General features: G+C 66.3%; 12 protein-coding genes. 2 read left to right on the top strand and 10 right to left on the bottom strand.

Annotation, left to right across the window (positions count from 1 at the left end):
* Window positions 1–5: 5 nt before the first annotated feature.
* Window positions 6–4,997: an alpha-2-macroglobulin family protein gene (locus ACTOWK_RS05105; protein ID WP_441329105.1), complete on the bottom strand. Its 4,992-nt coding sequence runs from the start codon at window positions 4,995–4,997 to the stop codon at window positions 6–8.
* An 810-nt stretch (window positions 4,998–5,807) separates the two neighbouring features.
* Between ACTOWK_RS05105 and ACTOWK_RS05110 the strand changes: the two genes are divergently transcribed.
* A complete protein-coding gene (locus ACTOWK_RS05110; protein WP_441329106.1) occupies window positions 5,808–7,358 on the top strand; it encodes a M4 family metallopeptidase in 1,551 nt (516 codons plus the stop codon).
* A 909-nt stretch (window positions 7,359–8,267) separates the two neighbouring features.
* Window positions 8,268–10,184, top strand: a complete 1,917-nt coding sequence (locus ACTOWK_RS05115; RefSeq protein WP_441329107.1) for a M4 family metallopeptidase — start codon at window positions 8,268–8,270, stop codon at window positions 10,182–10,184.
* 118 nt (window positions 10,185–10,302) lie between these two features.
* On the opposite strand, the gene ACTOWK_RS05120 is transcribed toward ACTOWK_RS05115, so the two are convergent.
* The 9 genes from ACTOWK_RS05120 to ACTOWK_RS05160 all read right to left on the bottom strand — a co-directional run.
* Window positions 10,303–10,662 (bottom strand): DUF1428 domain-containing protein, encoded by a 360-nt coding sequence (locus ACTOWK_RS05120; protein WP_441329108.1) that lies wholly within the window; start codon window positions 10,660–10,662, stop codon window positions 10,303–10,305.
* A gap of 463 nt (window positions 10,663–11,125) precedes the next feature.
* Window positions 11,126–11,719: a YceI family protein gene (locus ACTOWK_RS05125; RefSeq protein WP_441329109.1), complete on the bottom strand. Its 594-nt coding sequence runs from the start codon at window positions 11,717–11,719 to the stop codon at window positions 11,126–11,128.
* Window positions 11,720–12,006: 287 nt separating this feature from the next.
* A complete protein-coding gene (gene gyrA, locus ACTOWK_RS05130) occupies window positions 12,007–14,661 on the bottom strand; it encodes a DNA gyrase subunit A (protein ID WP_441329110.1) in 2,655 nt (884 codons plus the stop codon).
* A 517-nt stretch (window positions 14,662–15,178) separates the two neighbouring features.
* A complete protein-coding gene (gene mtnA / locus ACTOWK_RS05135; protein ID WP_441329111.1) occupies window positions 15,179–16,237 on the bottom strand; it encodes an S-methyl-5-thioribose-1-phosphate isomerase in 1,059 nt (352 codons plus the stop codon).
* Window positions 16,238–16,344: 107 nt separating this feature from the next.
* Window positions 16,345–17,130, bottom strand: coding sequence for a DUF3011 domain-containing protein (locus ACTOWK_RS05140; protein ID WP_441329112.1), 786 nt, complete (start codon window positions 17,128–17,130; stop codon window positions 16,345–16,347).
* 180 nt (window positions 17,131–17,310) lie between these two features.
* Window positions 17,311–18,027 carry a DUF3011 domain-containing protein gene (locus ACTOWK_RS05145; protein WP_441329113.1) on the bottom strand — a complete coding sequence of 239 codons (717 nt, stop codon included), beginning with the start codon at window positions 18,025–18,027 and terminating at the stop codon, window positions 17,311–17,313.
* Window positions 18,028–18,143: 116 nt separating this feature from the next.
* Window positions 18,144–19,133: an EF-P lysine aminoacylase EpmA gene (gene epmA / locus ACTOWK_RS05150; RefSeq protein WP_441329114.1), complete on the bottom strand. Its 990-nt coding sequence runs from the start codon at window positions 19,131–19,133 to the stop codon at window positions 18,144–18,146.
* Window positions 19,130–21,508 (bottom strand): NAD-dependent DNA ligase LigA, encoded by a 2,379-nt coding sequence (ligA, locus tag ACTOWK_RS05155; protein ID WP_441329115.1) that lies wholly within the window; start codon window positions 21,506–21,508, stop codon window positions 19,130–19,132. The genes epmA and ligA overlap by 4 nt, the downstream gene beginning before the upstream one ends.
* A gap of 576 nt (window positions 21,509–22,084) precedes the next feature.
* On the bottom strand, window positions 22,085–22,395 hold a 311-nt coding region (locus ACTOWK_RS05160), incomplete at its 5' end, for an IS30 family transposase (RefSeq protein WP_441329116.1).

Consider the following 22,395-nt stretch of genomic DNA (forward strand, 5'->3'; position numbering starts at 1 on the left):
TCCGGTCAAGGTTGACGCACCGTCAGCGAGGCCGGCGAGGCCTTGCCGACGCCGCGCAGGTCGGGCCGGTACATGTCCTCGACCAGCGACGGCGGCACCGTATACGTGCCGGGCGTGACCGCACGCACCAGGTAGAACACCCGCGCGGTCTGGTTCTGCTCGAGCTTGAGCGCGGCGATGTAACGGTCGTCGCGGAACTCTTCGTGACGGACTTCGGCGGCGCTGCTGCGTTCGGAGATCTCGATCCCGTCGACGACCACGCCGGCCCACTGCTTGGCGTCGCCGAGGTTGAAGTTTTCGATCTCCAGGCCGGCCGGCAACAAATCGGTAAGCAGCGCATCCGGCATCGCGCGGTGGGCCTTGATCGTGACCTGCACGATCAGTGCTTCGCCTTCGACCAGGCCGCCGCCCGACCATTCCTTGCCCTCGGTCGTGTAGTACTTGCGCCCGACTTCGATCATCGAGCTGTCCGCGGCCGGCGCGGTGCGCGGCACGCCGGCGATTTCCATGCTGGCGTACAGCGGCGGCTGGCCGCTCGGGCTGAAGCTCACTCCGCGGGCCAGCGCGGCGTAGTCGAACACGCGACCGATCAGCTTGGCCGGGTCGGCATCCGAGGCGCTGTCGCCGACCGTCCACCGGCCGGAGATCTGCTTGGCTTGGTCGGCCATCAAGGCCTTGCCGAGCCGCGCCAGCGCGACCTGCTCCTGGGTGCTGAGCCACAGCCAACCGCTGTTGCGGCGCGCATCGAGTTCGCGGCCCATGCCGACCACGCGGGCCTCGTACTCGGGCTTGGACAGCTTGTGCTCGTGCACCAGGGCGATCATCAGGGCGTCGTCGCGCAAGCGGCTGCCGTAGTCGCCGAGGTACTCGGGACGGTCGGCCGGATCGCGCGCGAAGCCTTCCTTGATCGCCTTGGCGCCGCGGCCCTTGTCGCCCTGCAGCGACAGCGCCAGGCCGAGGTGCACCAGCGGCAGTCCGGTCAGGCTTTGCTTGCGGTCGTTGTCGTAGAGCGCGCGCAAGGTGCCGAGCGGCGCGCGGTTGACGCGGGCGAGCACGTAGCCGGCATGGGCCTGGTAGGCGAACTTGAGGTGTTCGCGGCGGTCGTAACCGTAGAACGAGGCATTGCCCGACAACAGATCCTCGTTGAGCACCTTCAACGCCTTCTGCAACATTGCCTCGGGCACGGCGAAACCGCCGTCGCGCGCGTCGAGCAGGAACTCGACCACGTACGGGGTGATCGCCGGGTTGACGTAATCGCCGTCGCCCCACATCGAGAAGTGGCCCGAGCCGATCTGCATCGCCGCCAGGCGGCCGAACGCGCCTTCCATGCGCGCGCGCCGCTGCTTGGCGTCGAGGCCCTTGGCGCCGAGCATCTTGGCGGTGGCGTCGTCGAGTTCGAGCGCGGCATAGCCCTTGCTGGTGGTCTGTTCGGCGCAGCCGTACGGGTATTCCAGCGCGCCCTGCAAGGCGCTGGCGAACGGGATCGGCGGCAAGGCGCTGATCACCATGCGCGCGTTGACCGAATCGGGCATCAGCCCGTCGGCGAAATCGGCGCCGAGCTGGACCGTGCCGAGCTCGTCGAGCACGCGCGTGCGCGAACGCAGCACCGACGGCCAGGCCGGACGCACCGGCACGTCGTAGCGGCGATCGACCTTGTAGCCGTTGCCGTCCACCCGCACCCGCACCTGCGCGGTCGTATAGCCCTCGCGTGCGACGATCGGGAAGGTCAGGGTCCGCTTGGCTTCGACGCCGAGCGAGAGCTTGTGCTGGCCGTCGGACAGGCCGAGCGGGCCGATGCCTTCCACCCGTACCTCGAACTCGCCCGGCTTGCCGGTGAAGTTCTGCACGTCCAGGGTCACGTTGCTCTTGTCGCCGGGCGCGAGCACGCGCGGCGTGCTGGCCTCGGCGAGCACCGGCGCGCGCACCACGGTTTCAGCGTCGCGGTTGCCGTAGCTGCCGCCGGCATAGACCAGGGCCGATACGCGCAGGGTGCCGTTGAAGTCCGGCACCGCCAGCTTGATCCGGGCGATGCCCTGGGCGTCGAGCTTGACCGGCCCGGCGAACAGATCGACGGTCTGCACCCGCGCAGTCGGTCGCCGCGCCTGCGGCAGCGCCTGCAAGGCCATGTCGCCGCCGAAGCGAATCTTGGCGGTCTCGCCTTCGTAGCTTTCGATCACCCGGCCGTAGACGTCGTAGCCGTCGACGCCGAGACGGCGCTGGGCGAAGAAATGCGCGGCCGCGTCCGGCACCGGGAAGCGGGTGATGTTGATGATGCCCAGATCGACCGCGGACACGGTCACGTAGGCGTCCTTGCCGGCGAGCTGCGGCGCGCTGATGGTGACCGGCAGGTCCTGCTCGGGGCGCATCAGCTTGGGCACGTTGAGGCCGACCGCGACCTTGCGCTCGCGCCGGTCCATCTTGACGTGGGCCACGCCGACCGCGCGTGCCGGGGTGATCTTGCTCGGCGCGCTGCCGCCGCGGAACACCAGGGCGGTCACGTAGACGTCGTGGCGTTCCCAGTCGGCGGTCACCGGGATCTTGAACTTGCTGCCGGCCTTGGCCTCGATCGACTGCACGTACAGCATGCGGTCGCTCTCGACCATCAGCAGACCCGGGCCGGCGTGCGGCGGGGTCAGGGTGACTTCGAGCGTGTCGCCGGCCTTGTAGGCGGTCTTGTCGAGCGCGAGCTTGACCTTGTCGGGACGCGCGTCGAGGCCGCGGTTCTGGTCGTCCCAGCTCCAGCCGGCGCGGAACGGATAACGCGAGGTCAGCTTGGTCGCCGGGTCGTAGACGTCGACCCGGTACTCGCCCCACTTGACCGGGAAGTTCAGCTTGACCGGCGCCGCACCGACGTCGACGTTGCGCACTTCGACGTCTTCGTAACGGCGGGTGAAGTCGTAGTCCCAACCGCCTTCGTCGCCGTAATTCCAGTGGTAGTCGCGGTGTTCGCGGATCAGGGTCACGCGCAGGCCGGTGGCCGGGCGCGGCTTGCCGTCGCTGCCGACGCGGGCGATCTCGAAACCGGCATTGCTGTCGGCTCCTGCGCCTTCCTTGTCGTCGAACAGGGGGCGCACGCCGACCAGCGCATCGGCCGGCCACAGCACCCGCTTGACGCTGCGGTTGACGCTGCGGCCGCCGGTCTCGTAGACGCTGCCGGTGACGATCGCGGCGATGGTGCTGACCGGCTTGGCCTCGTCGGGCAAGGCGATGTCCTGCTGCAGCTTGCCGTCGGCGCCGAGGCTGGTATCGACGACGTCCTTGGCTTCCTTCGGCAGGGTGATGGTCGGGTCGCCGAAGAAATAGCCCGGCCACTGTTCCAGCGGGTGTTGTTCGATCATCACCGCGAGCTTGGCGGTGAAACGATTGCCTGCGGCCGGTGCGCCGTACAGATAGGCGGCGTCGACGCCGAGCTTGAACGGCTGGCCCGGCTTGAGCACGGCCGGTGCGTCGAGTTCGAGCTTGAGGCGCTCGGGCAGGAATTCTTCGATGCGCAGGGTCATGCCCTGCACCGCTTCCTTGCTGCTCGGGTCGGTGCGGAATTCGACCCGCCAACGGCCGGTGGCGGCATCGGCGGGGATCAGCTGCGCATGCCGCACATAACCCTGCGCGTCGGGCTGCAGACGGGTTTCCAGGAAGGTCTTGCCGTCCGGCTGCACATAGCGCAGGAACAGCGGTTGCAGCGCCTTGCCCTTGCTGTCGACCGGCTTGCCGTCCTGGTCGCGCAACAGCGCCGACAAGCGCACGGTTTCGCCGGGGCGATACAAGTCGCGGCCCGACCAGGCGAATACGTCGAACCAGGCCTGTTCGCGACCGGCCACGGCGAATTCGGACAGGTCCAGCGCCGGTTGGTTGAACGGCAGCATCGACACGTCGCTGCCGCGCTTGGCGATCAGCACATGACCGGCATCGAGCTTGTAGCCGAGCATGGCATTGCCGTTGCCGTCGGTCTCGCCTTTCAGCACCGGCTCGCCTTCGGCGTTGAGCACCTTCAATTCGACGCCGCTGACCGCCTCGCCGGCCTGCAACGAGGCGACATGGACGAACAGCTTGTCCTTATAGACGCGCGCATGCAGGCCGAGGTCGCTGACGGTGAAAAACGCGGTCTCGAACTCGTCCTTGAACTGGCCGGCGCGCTTCATCACCGCGAAATACAGACCCGGCTCCTGCAGCTCCTTGATGTCCTGCAAGGGCAGATAGGTCAGCACCCGCTCGTTGGGCTTGCCGCCGAGCACGAAACGATTGACGTAGACCGGTTCGGCCAGCTTCGACAGCGGCTTCTTCTCGTCCCAGTCGCGTTCCAGGTCCCAGCTGCCGCGGCGACCGCCGCGCTGGTACTCGGAGAAGAACTTCGGCAGTTCCTTTTCCTTGACCCGCAGGAACTCGACATCGACCTCGGGCACGTTGATCGACACCACCGGCAGGCCGCGGCTGTCGCGCGCCGGCAGCACGCTGCCCTGCGAGGCGAAACCGACCACCGGATCGAGCGGGCCGGTATGCACCGGCTTGCTGAGGTCCTGGCCGATGCGGTCGCCGGCCGCGGCGGTCAGTCCGGCCTTGATCGTGACCACGTAGTCCTTGCCGGCTTCGACGTGCGGGAAGCGCAGCACCTTGCCGTCCTCGTCCAGCACCCAACTGCCCTGCACCGCCGCGCCGTTCTTGTCGGCGACGGCCAGCAGCTCGTCGAAACTCTGGGTGCCCACCAGGGGCTGACTGAATTCGAGCGCGATGGCGAGTTCGTCGCGCTTCTGGTCCGGGTAGGCGGCGACCAGAGCGAAGCCCTTGATCGCGTCGCGCTTGGCCTGGATCGCTTCGCCGGTGATCTCCGGCAACTGCCCGCTGGTATCGCGCTTGCAGCCGGCGAGCAACACCGTCGCGGCGATCAACAAAGCCGCGGCAACACGGGCCAGGCCGCCGAAGCGGCTCGGGCCGCGCCGTGGCGCGTGGTTCGAGAGAGGGGGGGTGTTCGTGGGTCCGTCCAACGGTGTGGCGCGCATCATGCGTATCTCTCAGGAAACTGCGACCGAGTATAGAGCGAGCGCACGCAAGCGGTAATCGCTGTGCTTCATGTCATGGATGCAGGACGCGGGCGCGCAGGCGATGTGAACCCGACGCGCGGCACTCGTCCATCGGACGTCGCCAGCGCGCAATCGTCGCCGCCGTTCCTGCGCGCCGATCTGTGGCGAAGCGCCGGTTTCCGCCATATACCCCGGGCCATGACGAAACGTTATGGCCGAGATTATCTACGGATAGTGCCGGACAGCCTCACAGAATCCGGGTTGCAGCAGTCACATCGTGCGATTGATTGTTTGAAGAAAATGCAAGTCGCCCTCAATCCCGACCGCCCGACGCCGTGCCGATTCGTGCGGCCCCTCGACCAAACCCCATCGCGGTCACATAATATTTTCGCCCGGCCAGCGAAATCCTATAATTTCTATCGACAATTCATGTTGCACTGCAACATCAATTATCTATCGCCACGGCCTGAATAATATTCGGTAGCGATTACAGGAAAATAGCGAACCCCGCTACAGGCAAGGCTTTCGGCCCAATTTCCGGATACCCCGGGTAAATAGAACTACGACCGGGCCGGCATCGACGGCGATGCGATTTGACGCTTCCGGCGATCGCTCACTAGCGTCGATTCCGCCGCACGAATCAATCGCGCGGCCACTGCCGCCGCCGCGATCGCCGAGCGGAAAACCCGGGTTTTCAGGGGGATTCCACCGCGACCGGAGGCAACAGTGAAAACCTTGCAAGCGGCCGCTGGCGCGGCCGTCACTTAATCACTCAATCTCGGGGCTTATTCAATGAACCGCAACGTATCGGTATTGTCCTTCGCCGTTTCGCTCGTTCTCGCCACCGGTGCCGCCGGTGCCGCCCAGCGCGTGGACCTGCACCGCGTCGACGTCGCCAAGCTCAACCAGCAATACCGGCTCGCGACCGCCAAGTCCGGGGCCGCCGCCAAGGCCAGCCTGCGCCACGCCGAGTTGATCGCGCTCGATGCCGACTCCAGCCTGAACCCGCTCAAGAGCAACCGCGATGCCGACGGCTCGATCAACCATCGATACCAACAAAGCTTCCGCGGCGTTCCCGTATTCGGCGAGCACGTCGTGGTTCGCGAAGACGCCCAGGGCAACGTGCGCGCCCTGTTCGGCCGCTCGGTCGCCGGCTTGGCCGCCGACCTGCCCGACCTCAGCGCCAAGCTCAGCAATGCGCAAGCACTGAGCTTGGCCAAGGGCGCCACCCTCGGCAAGCGCGCCGCCACGCTCCGGGTCAGCGACGAAAACAGCCGCAAGGTGATCTACCTCGACGACGCCGACCGCGCCCGCCTGGCCTACGCGGTCGATTACTTCGCCGACGCGCCGAACGGCGGCGAGCCGAGCCGTCCGTTCGCGATCGTCGACGCCGACACCGGCCAGGTGCTCAAGCAGTGGGAAGGCCTGAACCATGCCGAGATCGGCACCGGCCCCGGCGGCAACCAGAAGATCGGCCAGTACGAATACGGCAGCGGCGGCCGCGCGTTTCTCGATGTTACCCGCAGCGGCAGCCGATACACCTTCAGCACGCCGAACGTGAAGACGGTCAATCTCAACCACGGCACCAGCGGTACGACCGCGTACTCGTATACCGGCCCGCGCAATACGGTCAAGACCATCAACGGCGCCTACTCGCCGCTCAACGACGCGCACTATTTCGGCAAGGTCGTGTTCGACACCTACAAGTCCTACGTCGGCGTGTCGCCGCTGACCTTCCAGCTGAGCCTGCGCGTGCACTACAGCAACAACTACGAGAACGCATTCTGGGACGGTCGCGCGTTGACCTTCGGCGACGGCCGCACCACCTTCTATCCGCTGGTTTCGCTCGACGTGGTCGCGCACGAGGCCTCGCACGGCTTCACCGAACAGCAGTCGGGCCTGATCTATTCCGGCCAGTCCGGCGGCATCAACGAGTCGTTCTCCGACATCGCCGGCGAAGCGGCCGAGTTCTATTCGCGCGGCCGCAACGACTTCCTGGTCGGTGCCGACATCTTCAAGGCCAGCGGCCGCGCGCTGCGCTATTTCGCCAATCCGCCGCAGGACGGCCGTTCCATCGGCCACGCCCGCGATTACACCAATGGCCTGGACGTGCATTACTCGTCCGGCGTCTTCAACAAGGCCTTCTACCTGCTGGCGAACAAGCCGAACTGGGGTACGGTCAAAGCGTTCAAGGCCTTCGCCAAGGCCAACAAGGATTACTGGACGCCGAGCACCAACTTCAATCAGGGCGGCGTCGGGGTCAGGCAGGCTGCGACCGACCTGGGCTATAACGCCGCCGACGTCGTCGACGCGTTCGCTCAGGTCGGCGTGACCGCTCAATAAGTCCGTACGCAGACCCCACGTCGGCAACGCGGCCCGGGCGGGCGGCATCGCCGCAGGGCACCGCCGGATGCTCCGGCGCTGCCCTGGGGTGCCCCTGGCCCGGCACGCACCCCGGATGAAACACCGACCCCCCGGCCATGGCCGGGGGGTTCTTTGTCCCTAGGGCCCGACGCGCCCTGCCCCTGCCCGCTCTACCCATGCCCGCCCAAGCCACCGGACGCTATCGACGCGGCAGGCGCAGCGTCCATCCGCGGCAACATGCCGGCGCCGATTTGCGGCACCGTTCCGGTTTCCGCAAAACCGCTTCGCCTTATGAGCAAACATAATGACCGAATACTGCAATGGAACTTGCAGAACCATGCGTGCAAGGATCACAGCGGGTCATGGACATAATCGATCCGGCAACGAACTGCGCATTTCGACGTCAACGCAGGCACTCCACGAGGTGGGCATTGCGCCACGATTCCCCGCCTGTGGACGACCGCGGTCACATTAATGAAACGCAGAAAGGTCATGCATGCCCTACCAGGTCCGCAATATCCTGCTGCATTGCAGCAACATAAGTGAAACATTATTACGGACAGTTTCGTGAGCGCGTTTGCGGCGCGAATCGCCGTAAGTGAGGCGGCAGAACACTTTCAGACGAAATCATTTTGCCGATGCTCATGCACAAGTCGCATTCGATGTGTGACTTCCGTAGCCAGGTTTGACGTCATTTTTGACCCGCCCATAGCGTCCCTCCGCCGCGTTGCACGTCAACGCGGTATCCGCACGGAGCTTGCCCACCCACTCGCCGAAACCACGATCGCATCGGTGGCTGGGGTGTCGGGCTACGGGGGAACGGATGCACGAGCAATGAGCCGGCCGCGCCCGCGGCCATCATCCACACTCGTTTCGGGGGTAATACCAGTGAATCGCAACGTATCACCGACCCTGCATGCCCTGTCCATCGCCATGTCGTTCGCGCTCATCTCGGGGGCAGCAGGCGCCGCTCAGCGCGTCGACCTGCATCAGAAGGACGTCGCTCAGCTCAACAAGCAGTACCAGGCCGCCGTCGCCAAGTCCGGCGCCGCCGCCAAGGCCAACGTCCGCCATGCCGAACTGATCGCGCTGGACTCCAACTCCGGCCTGACCGTGCTCAAGAGCAGCCAGGACGACAACGGCAACCGCAACTATCGCTACCAGCAGAGCTTCCGCGGCGTGCCGATCTTCGGCGAACACGTCGTCGTCAGCGAAGATGCCAGCGGCAACGTCAGCACGCTGTTCGGCCGTTCGGTCGAAGGCCTCGCCGCCGAACTGCCGGCGACCGCACCGAAGCTGAGCCAGGCCCAGGCCCTGAGCGTGGCCAAGAGCGCCGGCCTCGGCAAGCGCGTCGGCGCGCTGCAGACGCGCAACGAAAGCAGCCGTCAGATGATCTACATCGACGACAACGGCCGCGCCCACATGGCCTATGTCGTCAACTACGTCGCCGATGCCGCCCAGGGCGGCGAGCCGACCCGTCCGTTCGTGATCGTCGACGCCAACAGCGGCAAGGTCCTGAAGCAGTGGGAAGGCCTGAACCATGCCCTGATCGGCACCGGCCCCGGCGGCAATCAGAAGACCGGCCAGTACGAGTACGGCACCACCTACGGCTTCAACGACGTCGCGCAGAGCGGCAGCACCTGCACGATGAACAACACCAACGTGAAGACCGTGAACCTCAATCACGGTACCAGCGGCACCACGGCGTTCTCGTACACCTGCCCGCGCAACACGGTGAAGACGATCAACGGCGCGTACTCGCCGCTGAACGACGCTCACTACTTCGGCAAGGTCGTGTTCGACATGTACAACAGCTACGTCGGCCTCCCGCCGCTGACGTTCCAGCTGAGCATGCGCGTGCACTACAGCAACAGCTACGAGAACGCGTTCTGGGACGGCTCGGCGATGACCTTCGGCGACGGCGCCACCACGTTCTATCCGCTGGTGAGCCTGGACGTGTCGGCGCACGAAGTCTCGCACGGCTTCACCGAACAGCAGTCGGGCCTGGTCTATTCGGGTCAGTCCGGCGGCATCAACGAAGCCTATTCCGACATCGCCGGCGAAGCCGCCGAGTTCTTCATGAAGGGCAGCAACGACTTCCTGGTCGGCGCGCAGATCTTCAAGGGCACCGGCGCGCTGCGTTACATGGCCAACCCGCCGCAGGACGGCCGTTCGATCGGTCACGCCAGCAACTACACCTCGGGCATGGACGTGCACTACTCGTCCGGCGTGTTCAACAAGGCGTTCTACCTGCTCGCCACCAAGGCCGGCTGGGATACGCCGAAGGCGTTCAAGGCCTTCGCAAAGGCGAACAAGGACTACTGGACCCCGAGCACCGACTTCATCAACGGCGCCTGCGGCGTCGAGAAGGCCGCCACGGATCTGGGCTATACCGTCGCCGACGTTTCGGCCGCGTTCCTGACCGTCGGCGTCGACTGCCCCGGCGGCCCGGGCCCGGGTCCGGGCACGACGTACACCAACGGCACCGACTACGCGATCAACGACAACTCCACCGTCGACAGCCCGATCACCGTGTCCGGCCGTACCGGCAACGCCCCGACCAGCGCCTCGGTGTCGGTCAACATCATCCACACCTACCGCGGCGACCTGAAGGTCGACCTGGTGGCTCCGGATGGCTCGCTGTACAACATCAGCAACCGCGCCGGCGGCAGCGCCGACAACCTCAGCGGCACCTTCACCTTCAACCTGTCCAGCGAACCGCTCAACGGTACCTGGAAGCTGCGCGTGAACGACAACGCCAATGCGGACGTCGGCCGTATCGACACCTGGAGCATCACGTTCTGATTCGGATCGCTCCGATGAAGGACACGTCCGGTTGAGGACAAGGAAAACCCCGGCTACGGCCGGGGTTTTCTGTTCTGCGCGAGGCCCCGCATCCGATCGCGGGAGTTCGCTTTAGCGTTCAGTAAGACACCACGTACTTGAAGCCGCCGAAGATCATCCGCTTGCCGTCGAACGGCAAGGCCTTCGGGTCCATCATGTCGGCCAGGCGCGGATCGGCCATGACTTTCTTGTTGATGCGGTCGCGCTGCGCGCGCGACTTGTACACGATCCACGAGAACACCACGACCTCGTCCGGCTTGAGTTTCACCGCCTGCGGGAACGAAGTGGATTTGCCCGGCTTGACGTCGTCGGCGACCGATTCGACGTATTGCAAGGCGCCGAATTCCATCCAGATCTTGCCGGCCTTGCTGGCGAGCCGGCGATAAGCGGCGAGATTCTTCTTCGGTACCGCCAATACGAAACCATCGACGTAACTCATACCTCCTCCTAGCGGGGACAGTCCCCGGTTTCAGGGGCGGACCGGGCCGATAGCGACCCGGGTCCACTCGGAAGCTGCATCCGCACAACCGCACTACGCCTGGGTGCCGTATCCCGTCGTCGCCATGGCGACGACCGGCAGCGACGCTGCGCAGGGAAGCAGCGATAGCCGCGCCCGTCGTGACGGGGCCGTGCAGCAGTAACCCAGCCGACGGAAACGCCGCGTGATCATTGCGTGGATCTGATCGGCGAGCCAGTGCACAGGCCAGGGTTTCGCGGCGCAGGCCGCAGCTCCCCACCTCCGCCCAGCGCCAGCGGCAAACGGACGCGCCGCCTCGAGGGCGGCGCGTTGCGGCGTATGTATGCATCGACGCCGATGCACGACTCGCAGGGCGCCACGCCCAGGGTCGGCGGCATTGGACCCGCATGCGCGGGCTAGGCGGCGGCTCGGCCTGCGCGGTCGCTTACTCGGCGGCGATCGCCTCGACCTGAATGCGCAGATCGACGTTCATGCTGAAGCCGTAGTCTTTGCCGGCGGCCATGCCGAACTGGTCGCGCTGGAAGCTCGCGCTGGCGTCGGCGCCGCACAACTCGCGCTTGAACATCGGGTGCGGCATGCACTTGAACTTGTTGATCTTCAGGCTCAGCGGCTTGGTCACGCCGTGCAGGGTCAGAGTGCCGTCGACCTTGGTCGGCGCGCCGTCGACGAAGCCGGCAAGCTTGCCCTTATAGGTCGCGGTCGGAAATTTCTCGGTATCGAACAGTTCCGCCTTGTTGGCATGCTCGTTCATCGCATCGAGGCCGAAATCGATGCTCTTGGCGTCGATGACGACCTCGACCGTGCCGCTGCCGGCCTTCTTGTCGAGCACGACCGTGCCTTCGGACTTGTTGAATTTGCCGCGCCACACCGACACGCCCATGTGATCGGCCTCGAAACTCGGATAGGTATGCGAGGGATCGATCTTGTAGGTGACCGGTGCCGCCTGGGCACCGCCTGCGAGGGACGAACCGGCCAGCAGCGCCAACGTAGCCAGAGCCGATAGGGTGACTTTGTTCATCGCGGAAATCCGAGGCTGAAGGTGCCGGCAAACTAGCACCGTCGTTTCGCGGGCCGCAACCGCGAGCGCGCGAACTGAGCGTTTATGCTCAAACTCGTCATCCCGGCGTCATCTCGGCGTCAGTTTCTGCCTGTTCATTCCAGCGTACGGCGGAAGACGGCTCGGTTCGAATGCGGCCGGCGAAGACCGAGCTGCAACGGGCGACACCCCGGATCGCAGCGCAACCGATCCGCGCCAAAAAAACGCCGCCCGAAGGCGGCGTTTTCGTGGTTCCCGAATCGCTGGAATCAAGCTTCCGGCGACGAAGGCTCCTGCGCATCCGCGGCCGGGGCGGCCTCGATCGCGCCTGCCGGCACGGCCGGCAAACCGGTCTCGCCGCCCTCTTCGACATCGTCCAGCGATGCGTCGAGGCGTTCGATGGTCTGCAGGTTTTCGTTTTCGGCCAAGCGCATCAGGGTCACGCCCTGGGTGTTGCGGCCGACCTGCGAAATACCGTCGGCGCGCGTGCGCACCAGGGTGCCGCCGTCGGAGATCATCAGCACTTCGTGGTGATCGCTGAGCTGGATCGCGCCCACCAGGGCGCCGTTGCGATCGGTGGTCTTGAGCGCGATCACGCCCTGGGTGCCGCGTCCCTTGCAGGGGTATTCGTCGACCGCGGTGCGCTTGCCGAAACCGCGCTGGCTGGCGGTCAGGATGTCGCCGTCGCCGTCGATCACCACCATGCTGACGACGAAGGCGTTGCTCTCGCCCTCCTCGCCTTCGGCCAGGCGGATGCCGCGCACGCCGGTCGCGGTACGGCCCATCGCGCGCACCGAACTCTCGGAGAAGCGCACGGCCTTGCCGTTGCTGGCGAACAGCATCACGTCGCGCTGGCCGTCGGTCAGGGCCACATCGACCAGGGCGTCGCCGTCGTCGAGGTTGATCGCGATCTTGCCGCGCGCCAGACGGAAGGCGAACTCGCTGAGCGGGGTCTTCTTGACCGTGCCGTTGCGGGTGGCGAAGAACACGAAGTGATCGTCGTCGTAGGCGCGCACCGGCAACACCGCCTGCACTTGCTCGCCGGCTTCCAGCGCCAGCCAGTTGATGATCGGACGGCCGCGCGCGTTCGGGCCGGCATCCGGCAACTGGTGCACGGACAGCCAGAACACCCGGCCGGCGCTGGTGAAGGTCAGCAAGGTGTCGTGGGTGTTGACCAACCACAGCTTGTCGATGAAATCCTCGTCCTTGGTCGAAGCCGCATTGCGGCCCTTGCCGCCGCGCTTCTGCGCGCGATAGGCGCTGACCGGCTGGCGCTTGGCGTAGCCCGAATGCGACAGGGTCACGACCACGTCTTCCGGCGCGATCAGGTCGAGGATGTCGAGATCCTCTTCGCTGGCGCGGATTTCGCTGCGGCGCGCATCGCCGAACTCTTCCTTGAGGTTGCGCAGTTCGGTGCGGATGACTTCCAGCAGCACGTCGGGGTTCTCGAGGATCTCGATCAGGCCACGGATCGCTTCCAACAGGATCTTGTATTCCTCGGTGAGCTTTTCCTGCTCCAGGCCGGTCAGGCGGTGCAGGCGCATTTCCAGGATCTGGATCGCCTGGACCTCGGTCAGCTGGTAACGGCCGTCGGCCAGGCCGACGCCGGCCGGCAGGTCTTCCGGACGCGAGGCTTCGGCGCCTGCGGCGCCGAGCAGCGCGCCGACCAGGCCCGGTTCCCAGGTCTTCTCGAGCATGCGCTCGCGCGCTTCGTTCGGGTTCGCCGAGGTCTTGATCAGCTCGATCATCTCGTCGATGTTGGCGAGCGCGACCGTCAGGCCTTCGAGGATGTGCGCGCGCTGGCGCGCCTTGCGCAGTTCGAAGATGGTGCGGCGGGTCACCACTTCGCGGCGGTGACGGATGAAGGCTTCGATGATCTGCTTGAGGTTCAGCAGCTGCGGGCGGCCGTCGACCAGCGCCACCATGTTGATGCCGAACACCGACTCCATCTGCGTCTGCTGATAGAGGTTGTTGAGCACCACTTCGGCCGACTCGCCGCGCTTGACCTCGATGAAGATGCGCATGCCGTCCTTGTCGGACTCGTCGCGCAGCTCGCTGATGCCTTCGAGCCTTTTTTCCTTGACCAGCTCGGCGATCTTCTCGATCAAGCGGGCCTTGTTGACCTGGTACGGGATCTCGGTGACCGCGATCGCCTCGCGGCCGGTGCTCTCGTTGACCTCGATCTCGGCGCGCGCGCGCATGCGCACGCGGCCGCGGCCGGTGCGGTAGGCGTTGATGATGCCGGCGGTGCCGTTGATGATGCCGGCGGTCGGGAAATCGGGGCCGGGGATGTATTCCATCAGCGCGTCGACGTCCAACTCCGGATCGTTGATCAGGGCGATGGTCGCCTCGATCACTTCCGACAGGTTGTGCGGCGGGATGTTGGTCGCCATGCCCACGGCGATACCGGCCGAGCCGTTGACGAGCAGGTTCGGCACCCGGGTCGGCATGACCGTGGGTTCGAGCTCTTTCTCGTCGTAGTTGGGCTGGAAATCGACGGTTTCCTTGTCGATGTCGGCCATCAGCTCGTGGGTGAGCTTAGCCATGCGCGATTCGGTGTAACGCATCGCCGCGGCGGAGTCGCCGTCGACCGAGCCGAAGTTGCCCTGGCCGTCGACCAGCATGTAGCGCAGCGAGAACGGCTGGGCCATGCGCACCAGCGTGTCGTAGACCGACTGATCGCCGTGCGGGTGGTACTTACCGATCACGTCACCGACGATACGCGCCGACTTGAAATGCGGCTTGTTGCTGTGAGCGCCCAGCTCGCTCATGGCGTAAAGGACGCGGCGGTGCACAGGCTTGAGGCCGTCTCGAACGTCAGGAAGCGCGCGCCCGACGATCACGCTCATGGCGTAATCGAGATAGCTGCGGCGCATCTCGTCTTCGAGATTGACCTGGATGATTTCCTTGGCGAGTTCGGCCATCAGGGTTCCGTTGCGTGCGGTGATTCGGACGCCCCGGACGAACGGCATCGGCATTCCAGTCGGAATGCCGCAAACAGGGTCCCAGCGGGCCTGTCCTGCAGCTCGCTCGGGGCGGCATAAAAGTGACTTGAAATCATACCATGAAACGCGGTTTCACGGGGACCTGATTCCCACGCAGAAACAATCACTTGGATGTGATTTTCAGCTGCGCTGCAGCATCGGTCGCGGGGTTCTCGCCGCGCGCTCGGCCAGGACGGTTTGCGAGCGGCCGGAAAGGCGCTCGCGCAGACCGCCAAACCGGCCTGCCGCTACCTGAGGAGGCCCGGCGCGAAAGCGGCCGTAATGCTTGAGCAGACCTCGTCGGCCAGCCCTCCACGCAGGCCTGGGCGCGACCTCCCCGTGCACGCTGGCACCGAGTCCGCGACAGCGGCCAGGAAGCGCTTGCAGGGATTTGGCGCGGCCTCGCGCCCTGCCCGTCTTCTACGGCTCCGGACATAGCCGGCGCCGCGCGGTTCGCTCAGCCGCCGAACGCCGCCCGCATCGCTGCCTCGTCGGGGCGCTCGATCACGCCGCGCTCGGTGACGATAGCGTCGATCAGTTCGTGCGGGGTCACGTCGAACACCGGGTTCCAGGCACCGACCCGTTCGGCGGCGGTGCGCGTGCCGCCGACCGCGAACAGCTCGCCCGGGTCGCGCTCTTCGATCTCGATCGCGTCGCCGGTCAAGGTGTCCATGTCGACCGTCGACGACGGCGCGGCGACCATGAAATGCACGCCGTGGTGCCGCGCGGCGATGGCGAGCTGGTAGGTGCCGATCTTGTTGGCGGTGTCGCCGTTGGCGCAGATGCGATCGGCGCCGACGATGACCCAGCGCACCTTGCCGGTCTTCATCAGGTACGAGGCCGCCGAGTCGGCGATCAAGGTCGGCGCGATGCCGTCCTGTTCCAGCTCCCATACGGTCAAGCGCGCGCCCTGCAGCCAGGGCCGGGTCTCGCCGGCGAACACCGCATCGATGCGGCCCTGGGCCACGCCGGCGCGGATCACGCCGAGCGCGGTGCCGAAGCCGGCGGTCGCGAGCGAGCCGGTGTTGCAATGGGTCAGCACGCCGCTGCCGGGCTCGATCAGGGCCGCGCCGAGCGCGCCCATGCGCCGGTTCGCGGCCAGATCCTCGTCGGCGATCGCCTGCGCTTCGCGCGCGAGGACCTCGCGCCAGTCGCTGCCGGCGCCGGCCAGTACCCGGCGCATCCGCGCCAGGGCCCAGGCCAGGTTGACCGCGGTCGGGCGCGCCGCGTTGAGGCGCTGCAGCGCCGGTTCGATCGCCGGCAAGGCGTCGACACCGCTGCCGGCCTCGACCTCGCGCGCGGCCAGGACCACGCCCCAGGCCGCGGCGATGCCGATTGCCGGGGCGCCTCGCACGGTCAGGGCATGGATCGCCGCGGCCACCGCATCGCTGTCGTCGCAGCGCACGTATTCCACGGCGAAAGGCAGCTTGCGCTGGTCGAGCAGTTCCAGTGCGTCTCCGGTCCAGCGGATCGGGCGGATGCGGTCGTAGCGGTCGAAATCGATGGCGTCGTTCATGCGCGAAGTTTAACGGATGCGCGTGTCGGCTCCGAAACGACGACGCCCCCGGCCTTGCGGCCGGGGGCGTCGTTGCCTGCCGAACCAGGGCTTATCCCGATCAGCGATCAGTTGACCCGGAACACGCCGCGGCAACCGCCGGCGACCCACACGCCGTTGCGGTCCCAACCCCAGCTCTGGCCTTCGATGCAGGCCGAACCGGAGTTCTGCTTGATCAGGCGCACGTCGCGGCGCACCGACACGTTGCAGCGGTTCTGGCGATTGTTGCGCGACTCGCAGCTGATCTCCTGGCCACCGCCCCAACCGCCACCGTTGCCGCCGCCGTTCCAGCCGCCGCCACCGCCGTTCCAGCCACCGCCGCCGCCGCGCGAGGCGACGAACTCCGCGCGACAGCCGTCGCTGACCCAGACCTCACCGGGGCGCGAACCCCAACTGCGGCCCTCGATGCAGGGCGAGCTGGAAATCTGCCGCTGCAGGCGTGCGCGATTGCCGTCGATGCGACAGGTGCGCGGGCGATTGTCGTTGGAATCGCAACGCACGACTTCGCCGCTGCCGCCGCCGTTCCAGCCACCGCCACCGCCACCGCCGCCGCCATTCCAGCCGCCACCGCGGCCCAGAGCGAATTCGGCGCGGCAACCCTCTCGGACCCAGATACCCGAGCGGTCGTAACCCCAGGTGCGGCCCTGGCTGCACGAAGACTTCGACAACTGCCGGCTGAGCTGCACGCCGCCGCGCGTATCGGCGTCGCAACGGCGCTCGCGGTTGTCGTTGGATTCGCAACGGATCACGTTGTTGTAACCGTAATCGTCGTATTGCGGCGCGGCCTGGGCGGCGCCCGCGGCCATGCCGAGGCCGACCATCAAACCCAGACCGGAAAGAATGCGTGCGGACATGTTCGTGCTCCTTGTCAATGTGCCAAGGACTCTATCTGAACCCGCTTAACGCCAGCTCAAGATTTTCGCCCTTCGCGGCGGAGAGCCAAAAACGTTCATGAGTCGCTTAGTTTGCGCTGTTGTTGCAGTGCAGCGTCAGGCCTCGGTCGGCAAACCGCGCAACACGACGACGGGCGAGGATCATCCGCCGTTGCGGCGGTAATCGAGCTCGAAATCGGCACGGCAGCCGTCCTCGACCCAGACCCCGTGCGCGTCGTAACCCCAACTGCGGCCTTCGACGCATTCGGTCTTCGACAGTTGCTTGACCATGCGTACGCCCAGCCCGGTTTCGCCGTCGCAACGGCGCGCCCGCCGGTCCTGCGACTCGCAACGCAACAAGGGCTTGCGCGGCTGTGCGGCCTGTTCCTCGACACCGAGCAGACGGAACTCGGCGCGGCAACCGCCGGAGACCCAGATACCTTGTTTGTCGGCGCCCCAACTCTGGTTGCGCAGGCACGGTTGTTTGGACAGTTGCTGGGCCAGCACCACGCCCTCGCCGATCGTGGCCGGACAGTGGTTCCAGCGGCCGCCGCGCGACTCGCACTTGATCACCCGCGCACCGGTCGTGCTGTCGCGGCCGCTGCCGCCTTTACCGAGCACGAAATCCGCCGCGCAGCCTTGCGACACCCACACGCCACCGCGGTCGGCGCCCCAGCTGGTGCCCTCGACGCAGGGCTTTCCGGAAGTGCGATGGACCAAGCGCACGCCTTCGCGGGTGTCGGCCGGACAGCGCACGACCTCCTCGCCGCTGGAAGCGCAGCGCAGCAGGCGGCCACCGTACAGGCGCTCGCCCACCGGCTCTGCGCGAGCCTGCGTGCACGTCAAACCGGCGAAGGCCAGCCATTGGATCGCGATCATCACACCACGCATGCACGTCCCCCCGCACCCGACCCGATCACTCTAACCGCGATCGATGAACTTGCAATCAAAACGCGGCCGGCGCCGCACTCGAGCGCATGCGGGGTTCATCGCGATCACGCGCGCGTGAAATCGAAGCTCAGCACATTCGCGATGCAGCTGCTGCCGAGCATCGCCATCAGCAAGCGGTCGACGCCGAGGGCGACACCGGCGCAGGCCGGGAAACTGCCGCTGCCGAGTGCGGCCAGCAAGGCCTCATCGCGCGGCGGCGCCGGTGCGCCGCGCTCGGCGCGGAGCGCGCGGTCGCGATCGAAACGGGCACCCTGCTCGGCCGGGTCGGCAAGTTCGTGATAGCCGTTAGCCAATTCCAGTGAGCCGAGATAAAGCTCGAAGCGTTCGGCCACCGGCCAACCGTCGCCGTCGTCGCGCAAACGCGCCAAAGCACATTGCGAGGCCGGGTAATCGTGCACGGCCAGCAGGCCGTCGGCGGCGAAGGTCGGCTGCAAGCGATGGGTCATCAGCAGGTCGAGCCAATCGTCGCGGTTCAACCCCTCCGGATCGATGACCACCTCGCCGAGCGCTGCGCGCAGTACCGACTCGTCGGCACTGAAAGGGTCCAGGCCGAGGCGCTGGCGGTACAACTCGCGATAAGCGATCGATCGCAGACCGGCGTCGCGCCCGACCAGGCCCAGGGCCGTGCGCACCAAGGCCGCGGTTTCGTCGATCAGGCGGCGATGATCCCAACCGACCCGATACCACTCGAGCATGCTGAACTCGGGGTTGTGGCGGCCGCCAGCCTCGCCGTCGCGGAACACCCGGCCGAGTTCGTAGCAATCGCCGAAGCCGGCCGCGAGCAAACGCTTGAGTGGGAACTCCGGCGATGTGCGCAACCACCGGGTGCGTGGCGCGCCGTCGGTGCGGCCGCTGAACTGCAACGAGAACGAGGCGATGTTCGGATCGGTGTTGCCGGCGACCGACAACACCGGGGTTTCGACCTCGATCACTCCGCGTTCGGCGAAGAAAGCGCGGATCGCGGCATTAAGCCGCGCGCGCAAGCGCAGCGACTCGAACGACGCCGACGGCTTCCAGTGTTCGTCCCGGCTCATTCGTGCTCGGCCAGCTCGTGCTCGGCAAAATACGCGAGCAACTTGACCTCGTCCCAGATCTCGACGCCGAGTTCCTGCGCCTTGTCGAGCTTGGAACCGGCGGCCTCGCCGGCGACGACGAAGCTGGTCTTTTTCGACACGCTGCCGGCGACCTTGGCGCCGAGGGCCTCCAGACGCACCTTGGCTTCGTCGCGGGTCAACGCGGTCAGGCTGCCGGTCAGCACCGCGGTCTGGCCGTCGAGCGGGCCGCTCGCCGCGGCCGACGCCGCCGGTGTCAATGCATCCAGCCGCGCCAGCGCTTCGCCGACGCCGGTCAGCAAGCGGGCGTTCTCGTCCACCTTCAACCACGCGGTCAAAGCCTGGGCACTGTCGGCCGGCAAACCTGCGGTGATGTAGGCGTGTTCCGGCGCATCGCGCAGCTTCTCGGCGCTGCCGAACGCGGCCGCAAGCTGATCGGCGCGGATGCGCGTGACCTTGGGGATCTCCATGTCGACCATCAAGGTCGCCAGGTTCAGGCTTTCGCGCAGTTTCGGCGACGGCGCGTGGGTGTCGCCGATTTTCACCTTGCGCGCGAGCAAGTCGTCGATCACCTGCTGGTTGCCGGGCTGGTCGAAGAAATGACCGAGCGAACGCGCGACTTCGCCGCCGACGTCGGGCACGCGCTTGAACATCGGCCACGGCAGGCGGCGGATCAGCTCGAGATCGCCGAACCACGCCGACAAGGCCTTGGCCGTGCTCTCGCCGACGTGCTGGATGCCGAGCGCGAACAAAAAGCGTTCGAGGGTGGTGTTGCGACTGTGGTCGATCGCCTCGATCAGATTGTCGGCCCACTTGGTCGCGACCTTGCCGGCCTTTACGGTTTCGGGCGTGGTGCCGTCGCGTTCCTCGGCGCGGCGCTTCATCTGCAGCAGGTCGTCGAGTTCGAGTTTGTACAGATCGGCGACCGACTGCAGATAACCCAGGTCGGATAGATCCTCGATATAGCGATCACCGAGGCCTTCGATGTCCATCGCCCGGCGCGAAGCGAAATGACGGATCGCCTCCTTGCGCTGCGCGGCGCAAGTCAGCTCCCCCGAGCAGCGCCACACCACGCCGTCCTCTTCGCGCACGATTTCCGAACCGCACACCGGGCACTCGCCGGGCATCTGCCATTCCGGCGCGTTCGGGTCGCGGTACTCCGGCACTACCCGCACGATTTCCGGGATCACGTCGCCGGCACGGCGCACGATCACGGTGTCGCCGATACGCACGTCGAGGCGGGCGATCTGGTCGGCGTTGTGCAGGGTGGCGTTGGTCACCACCACGCCGGCGACCTGCACCGGCTTCAGCCGCGCGACCGGGGTCGCCGCGCCGGTGCGGCCGATCTGGATGTCGATGCCTTCCAGCACCGTCGATTGTTCCTGGGCCGGAAACTTGTGCGCGATCGCCCAGCGCGGCGCGCGCGAGACGAAGCCCATCTCGCGCTGGCCGGCGTAATCGTCGAGCTTGTAGACCACACCGTCGATGTCGAACGGCAGCGCGTCGCGCTTGGCACCCATCTGTTGGTAATAACCGAGCAGGCCGTCGGTGCCGGCGACGACGCCGCTCTCGGTGCTGACCGGGAAGCCCCAGTCGCGCAACTGCTTCAAGGTCGCCGAATGGGTCGGAGGCAATTCGTAGCCTTCGACCAGGCCGACGGCATAGGCATAGAACGCCAACGGCCGCTGCTTGGTGATGCGCGGGTCGAGCTGGCGCAGCGAGCCGGCGGCGCCGTTGCGCGGGTTGGCCAGGACCTTGCCGCCCTCGCTCAGGGCTTTTTCGTTATAGGCCTTGAACGCGGCCAGCGGCATGTATATCTCGCCGCGGACTTCCAGCACCGGCGGCCAGTGTTCGCCGCGCAGGCGCATCGGAATGGCGTTGATCGTGCGCAGGTTCTGGGTGACGTCCTCGCCGGTGGCGCCGTCGCCGCGGGTCGCGCCCTGGACGAAACGACCGCCCTCGTAGCGCAGGCTGATCGCCAGGCCGTCCAGCTTGGGTTCCACCGAGAACGCCGGCGCGCTGCGCTCCAGGCGCTCCTCGATGCGGCGCACGAAATCGGCCACTTCCTCGTCGGCGAAGGCGTTGCCGAGCGAGAGCATCGGCACCGCGTGGCGGACCTCGTCGAAGGCGCCCGAGGGCGCCGTGCCGACGCGCTGGGTCGGCGAATCGGGCGTGGCGAGGCCCGGATGCGCGGCTTCCAGCGCCTCAAGTTCTCGCAGCAGACGGTCGTAGTCGGCGTCGGCCAGGGTCGGGTCGTCGAGCACGTAATAACGATAATTGGCGTCTTCGAGCTGGCGGTGCAGCTCGGCGGCGCGCTTCGCGGCCTGGGCGGCGTCTTGTTTGGATGCGTTCGTCACGGGCGGGAGTCCTGGCGCTGCCGATGCGGCGGGGCGGATGGCATTTTGAACGGGATTCGCGCGATTGTGGACGATCGGCGTCGCCAGGGACGCGACCGGCGGACGGTGCCGGCGAGCGCAGGAGCAAATCCCCCCTAGCCCCCCTTTGCCAAAGGGGGGAACCCTTCTGGTCGGATTGACCGTGCCGGTGGATTCGATCTTCGACTGTCGCCGGATTCGGCACGGAGGAGTACGAGTGATTACGGCGATGCTGCCGCGCCGGTTCCAGAGGCATCCCATGCCCTACGCCTCGACCAGAATTGCCCTTGCCCTTGCCGTTGCCGTTGCCGTTGCCGTTGCCTGCCGTTGCCTGCCGTTGCCGTAAAGATTTTGCTGTTGATGTTGCCGTTGCTGTGCGTAGCCGAGCACTCGCGAAGGCCATAGAAGACCCGTAGGGCGGCCCGCATGGATGCGGGCCGTTTTTCATCGGGACAGGGATGTCCCGTATGTAGATCCCTGCGTCGGCATCGAACGTGCGGGCCTGTGATTCAAAACAAAGCAACTTCTTTGGTTAGGCGGAGTCAACATCCAAGTGCATCACCCCACCGCAAGCACGTCCTCAATAGAGAAGTTCACCGGCCGCCTGTAAAGCTTCTCCAGAAACACCTCCGCCGGCATACGGATGTCCAGGCTTACCCGCGGCCTCATGTTCAAGCGCCAGGCGATGCGATCCAACGCCTGCTGGCTATGCACCGACAAGTCCGTACCCTTGGGCAGGTATTGGCGCAGCAGGCCATTGGTGTTCTCGCAAATGCCGCGTTGCCAAGGACTGTGCGGGTCGGCGAAATAGACCTTCAATCCCAGCCCTTTGCTCAATTCGCGATGCAAGGCCATTTCCTTGCCTTGAT

The sequence above is a fragment of the Lysobacter sp. CA196 genome (assembly GCF_052078695.1).
GTDB lineage: Bacteria > Pseudomonadota > Gammaproteobacteria > Xanthomonadales > Xanthomonadaceae > Lysobacter.

Excerpts from the sequence above, each read along its gene's own strand:
- ACTOWK_RS05105 (WP_441329105.1), bottom strand. The coding sequence starts at position 4,997 with ATGATGCGCGCCACACCGTTGGACGGACCCACGAACACCCCCCCTCTC.
- ACTOWK_RS05110 (WP_441329106.1), top strand. The coding sequence starts at position 5,808 with ATGAACCGCAACGTATCGGTATTGTCCTTCGCCGTTTCGCTCGTTCTC.
- ACTOWK_RS05120 (WP_441329108.1), bottom strand. The coding sequence starts at position 10,662 with ATGAGTTACGTCGATGGTTTCGTATTGGCGGTACCGAAGAAGAATCTC.
- ACTOWK_RS05125 (WP_441329109.1), bottom strand. The coding sequence starts at position 11,719 with ATGAACAAAGTCACCCTATCGGCTCTGGCTACGTTGGCGCTGCTGGCC.
- gyrA (WP_441329110.1), bottom strand. The coding sequence starts at position 14,661 with ATGGCCGAACTCGCCAAGGAAATCATCCAGGTCAATCTCGAAGACGAG.
- mtnA (WP_441329111.1), bottom strand. The coding sequence starts at position 16,237 with ATGAACGACGCCATCGATTTCGACCGCTACGACCGCATCCGCCCGATC.
- ACTOWK_RS05140 (WP_441329112.1), bottom strand. The coding sequence starts at position 17,130 with ATGTCCGCACGCATTCTTTCCGGTCTGGGTTTGATGGTCGGCCTCGGC.
- ACTOWK_RS05145 (WP_441329113.1), bottom strand. The coding sequence starts at position 18,027 with ATGATCGCGATCCAATGGCTGGCCTTCGCCGGTTTGACGTGCACGCAG.
- epmA (WP_441329114.1), bottom strand. The coding sequence starts at position 19,133 with ATGAGCCGGGACGAACACTGGAAGCCGTCGGCGTCGTTCGAGTCGCTG.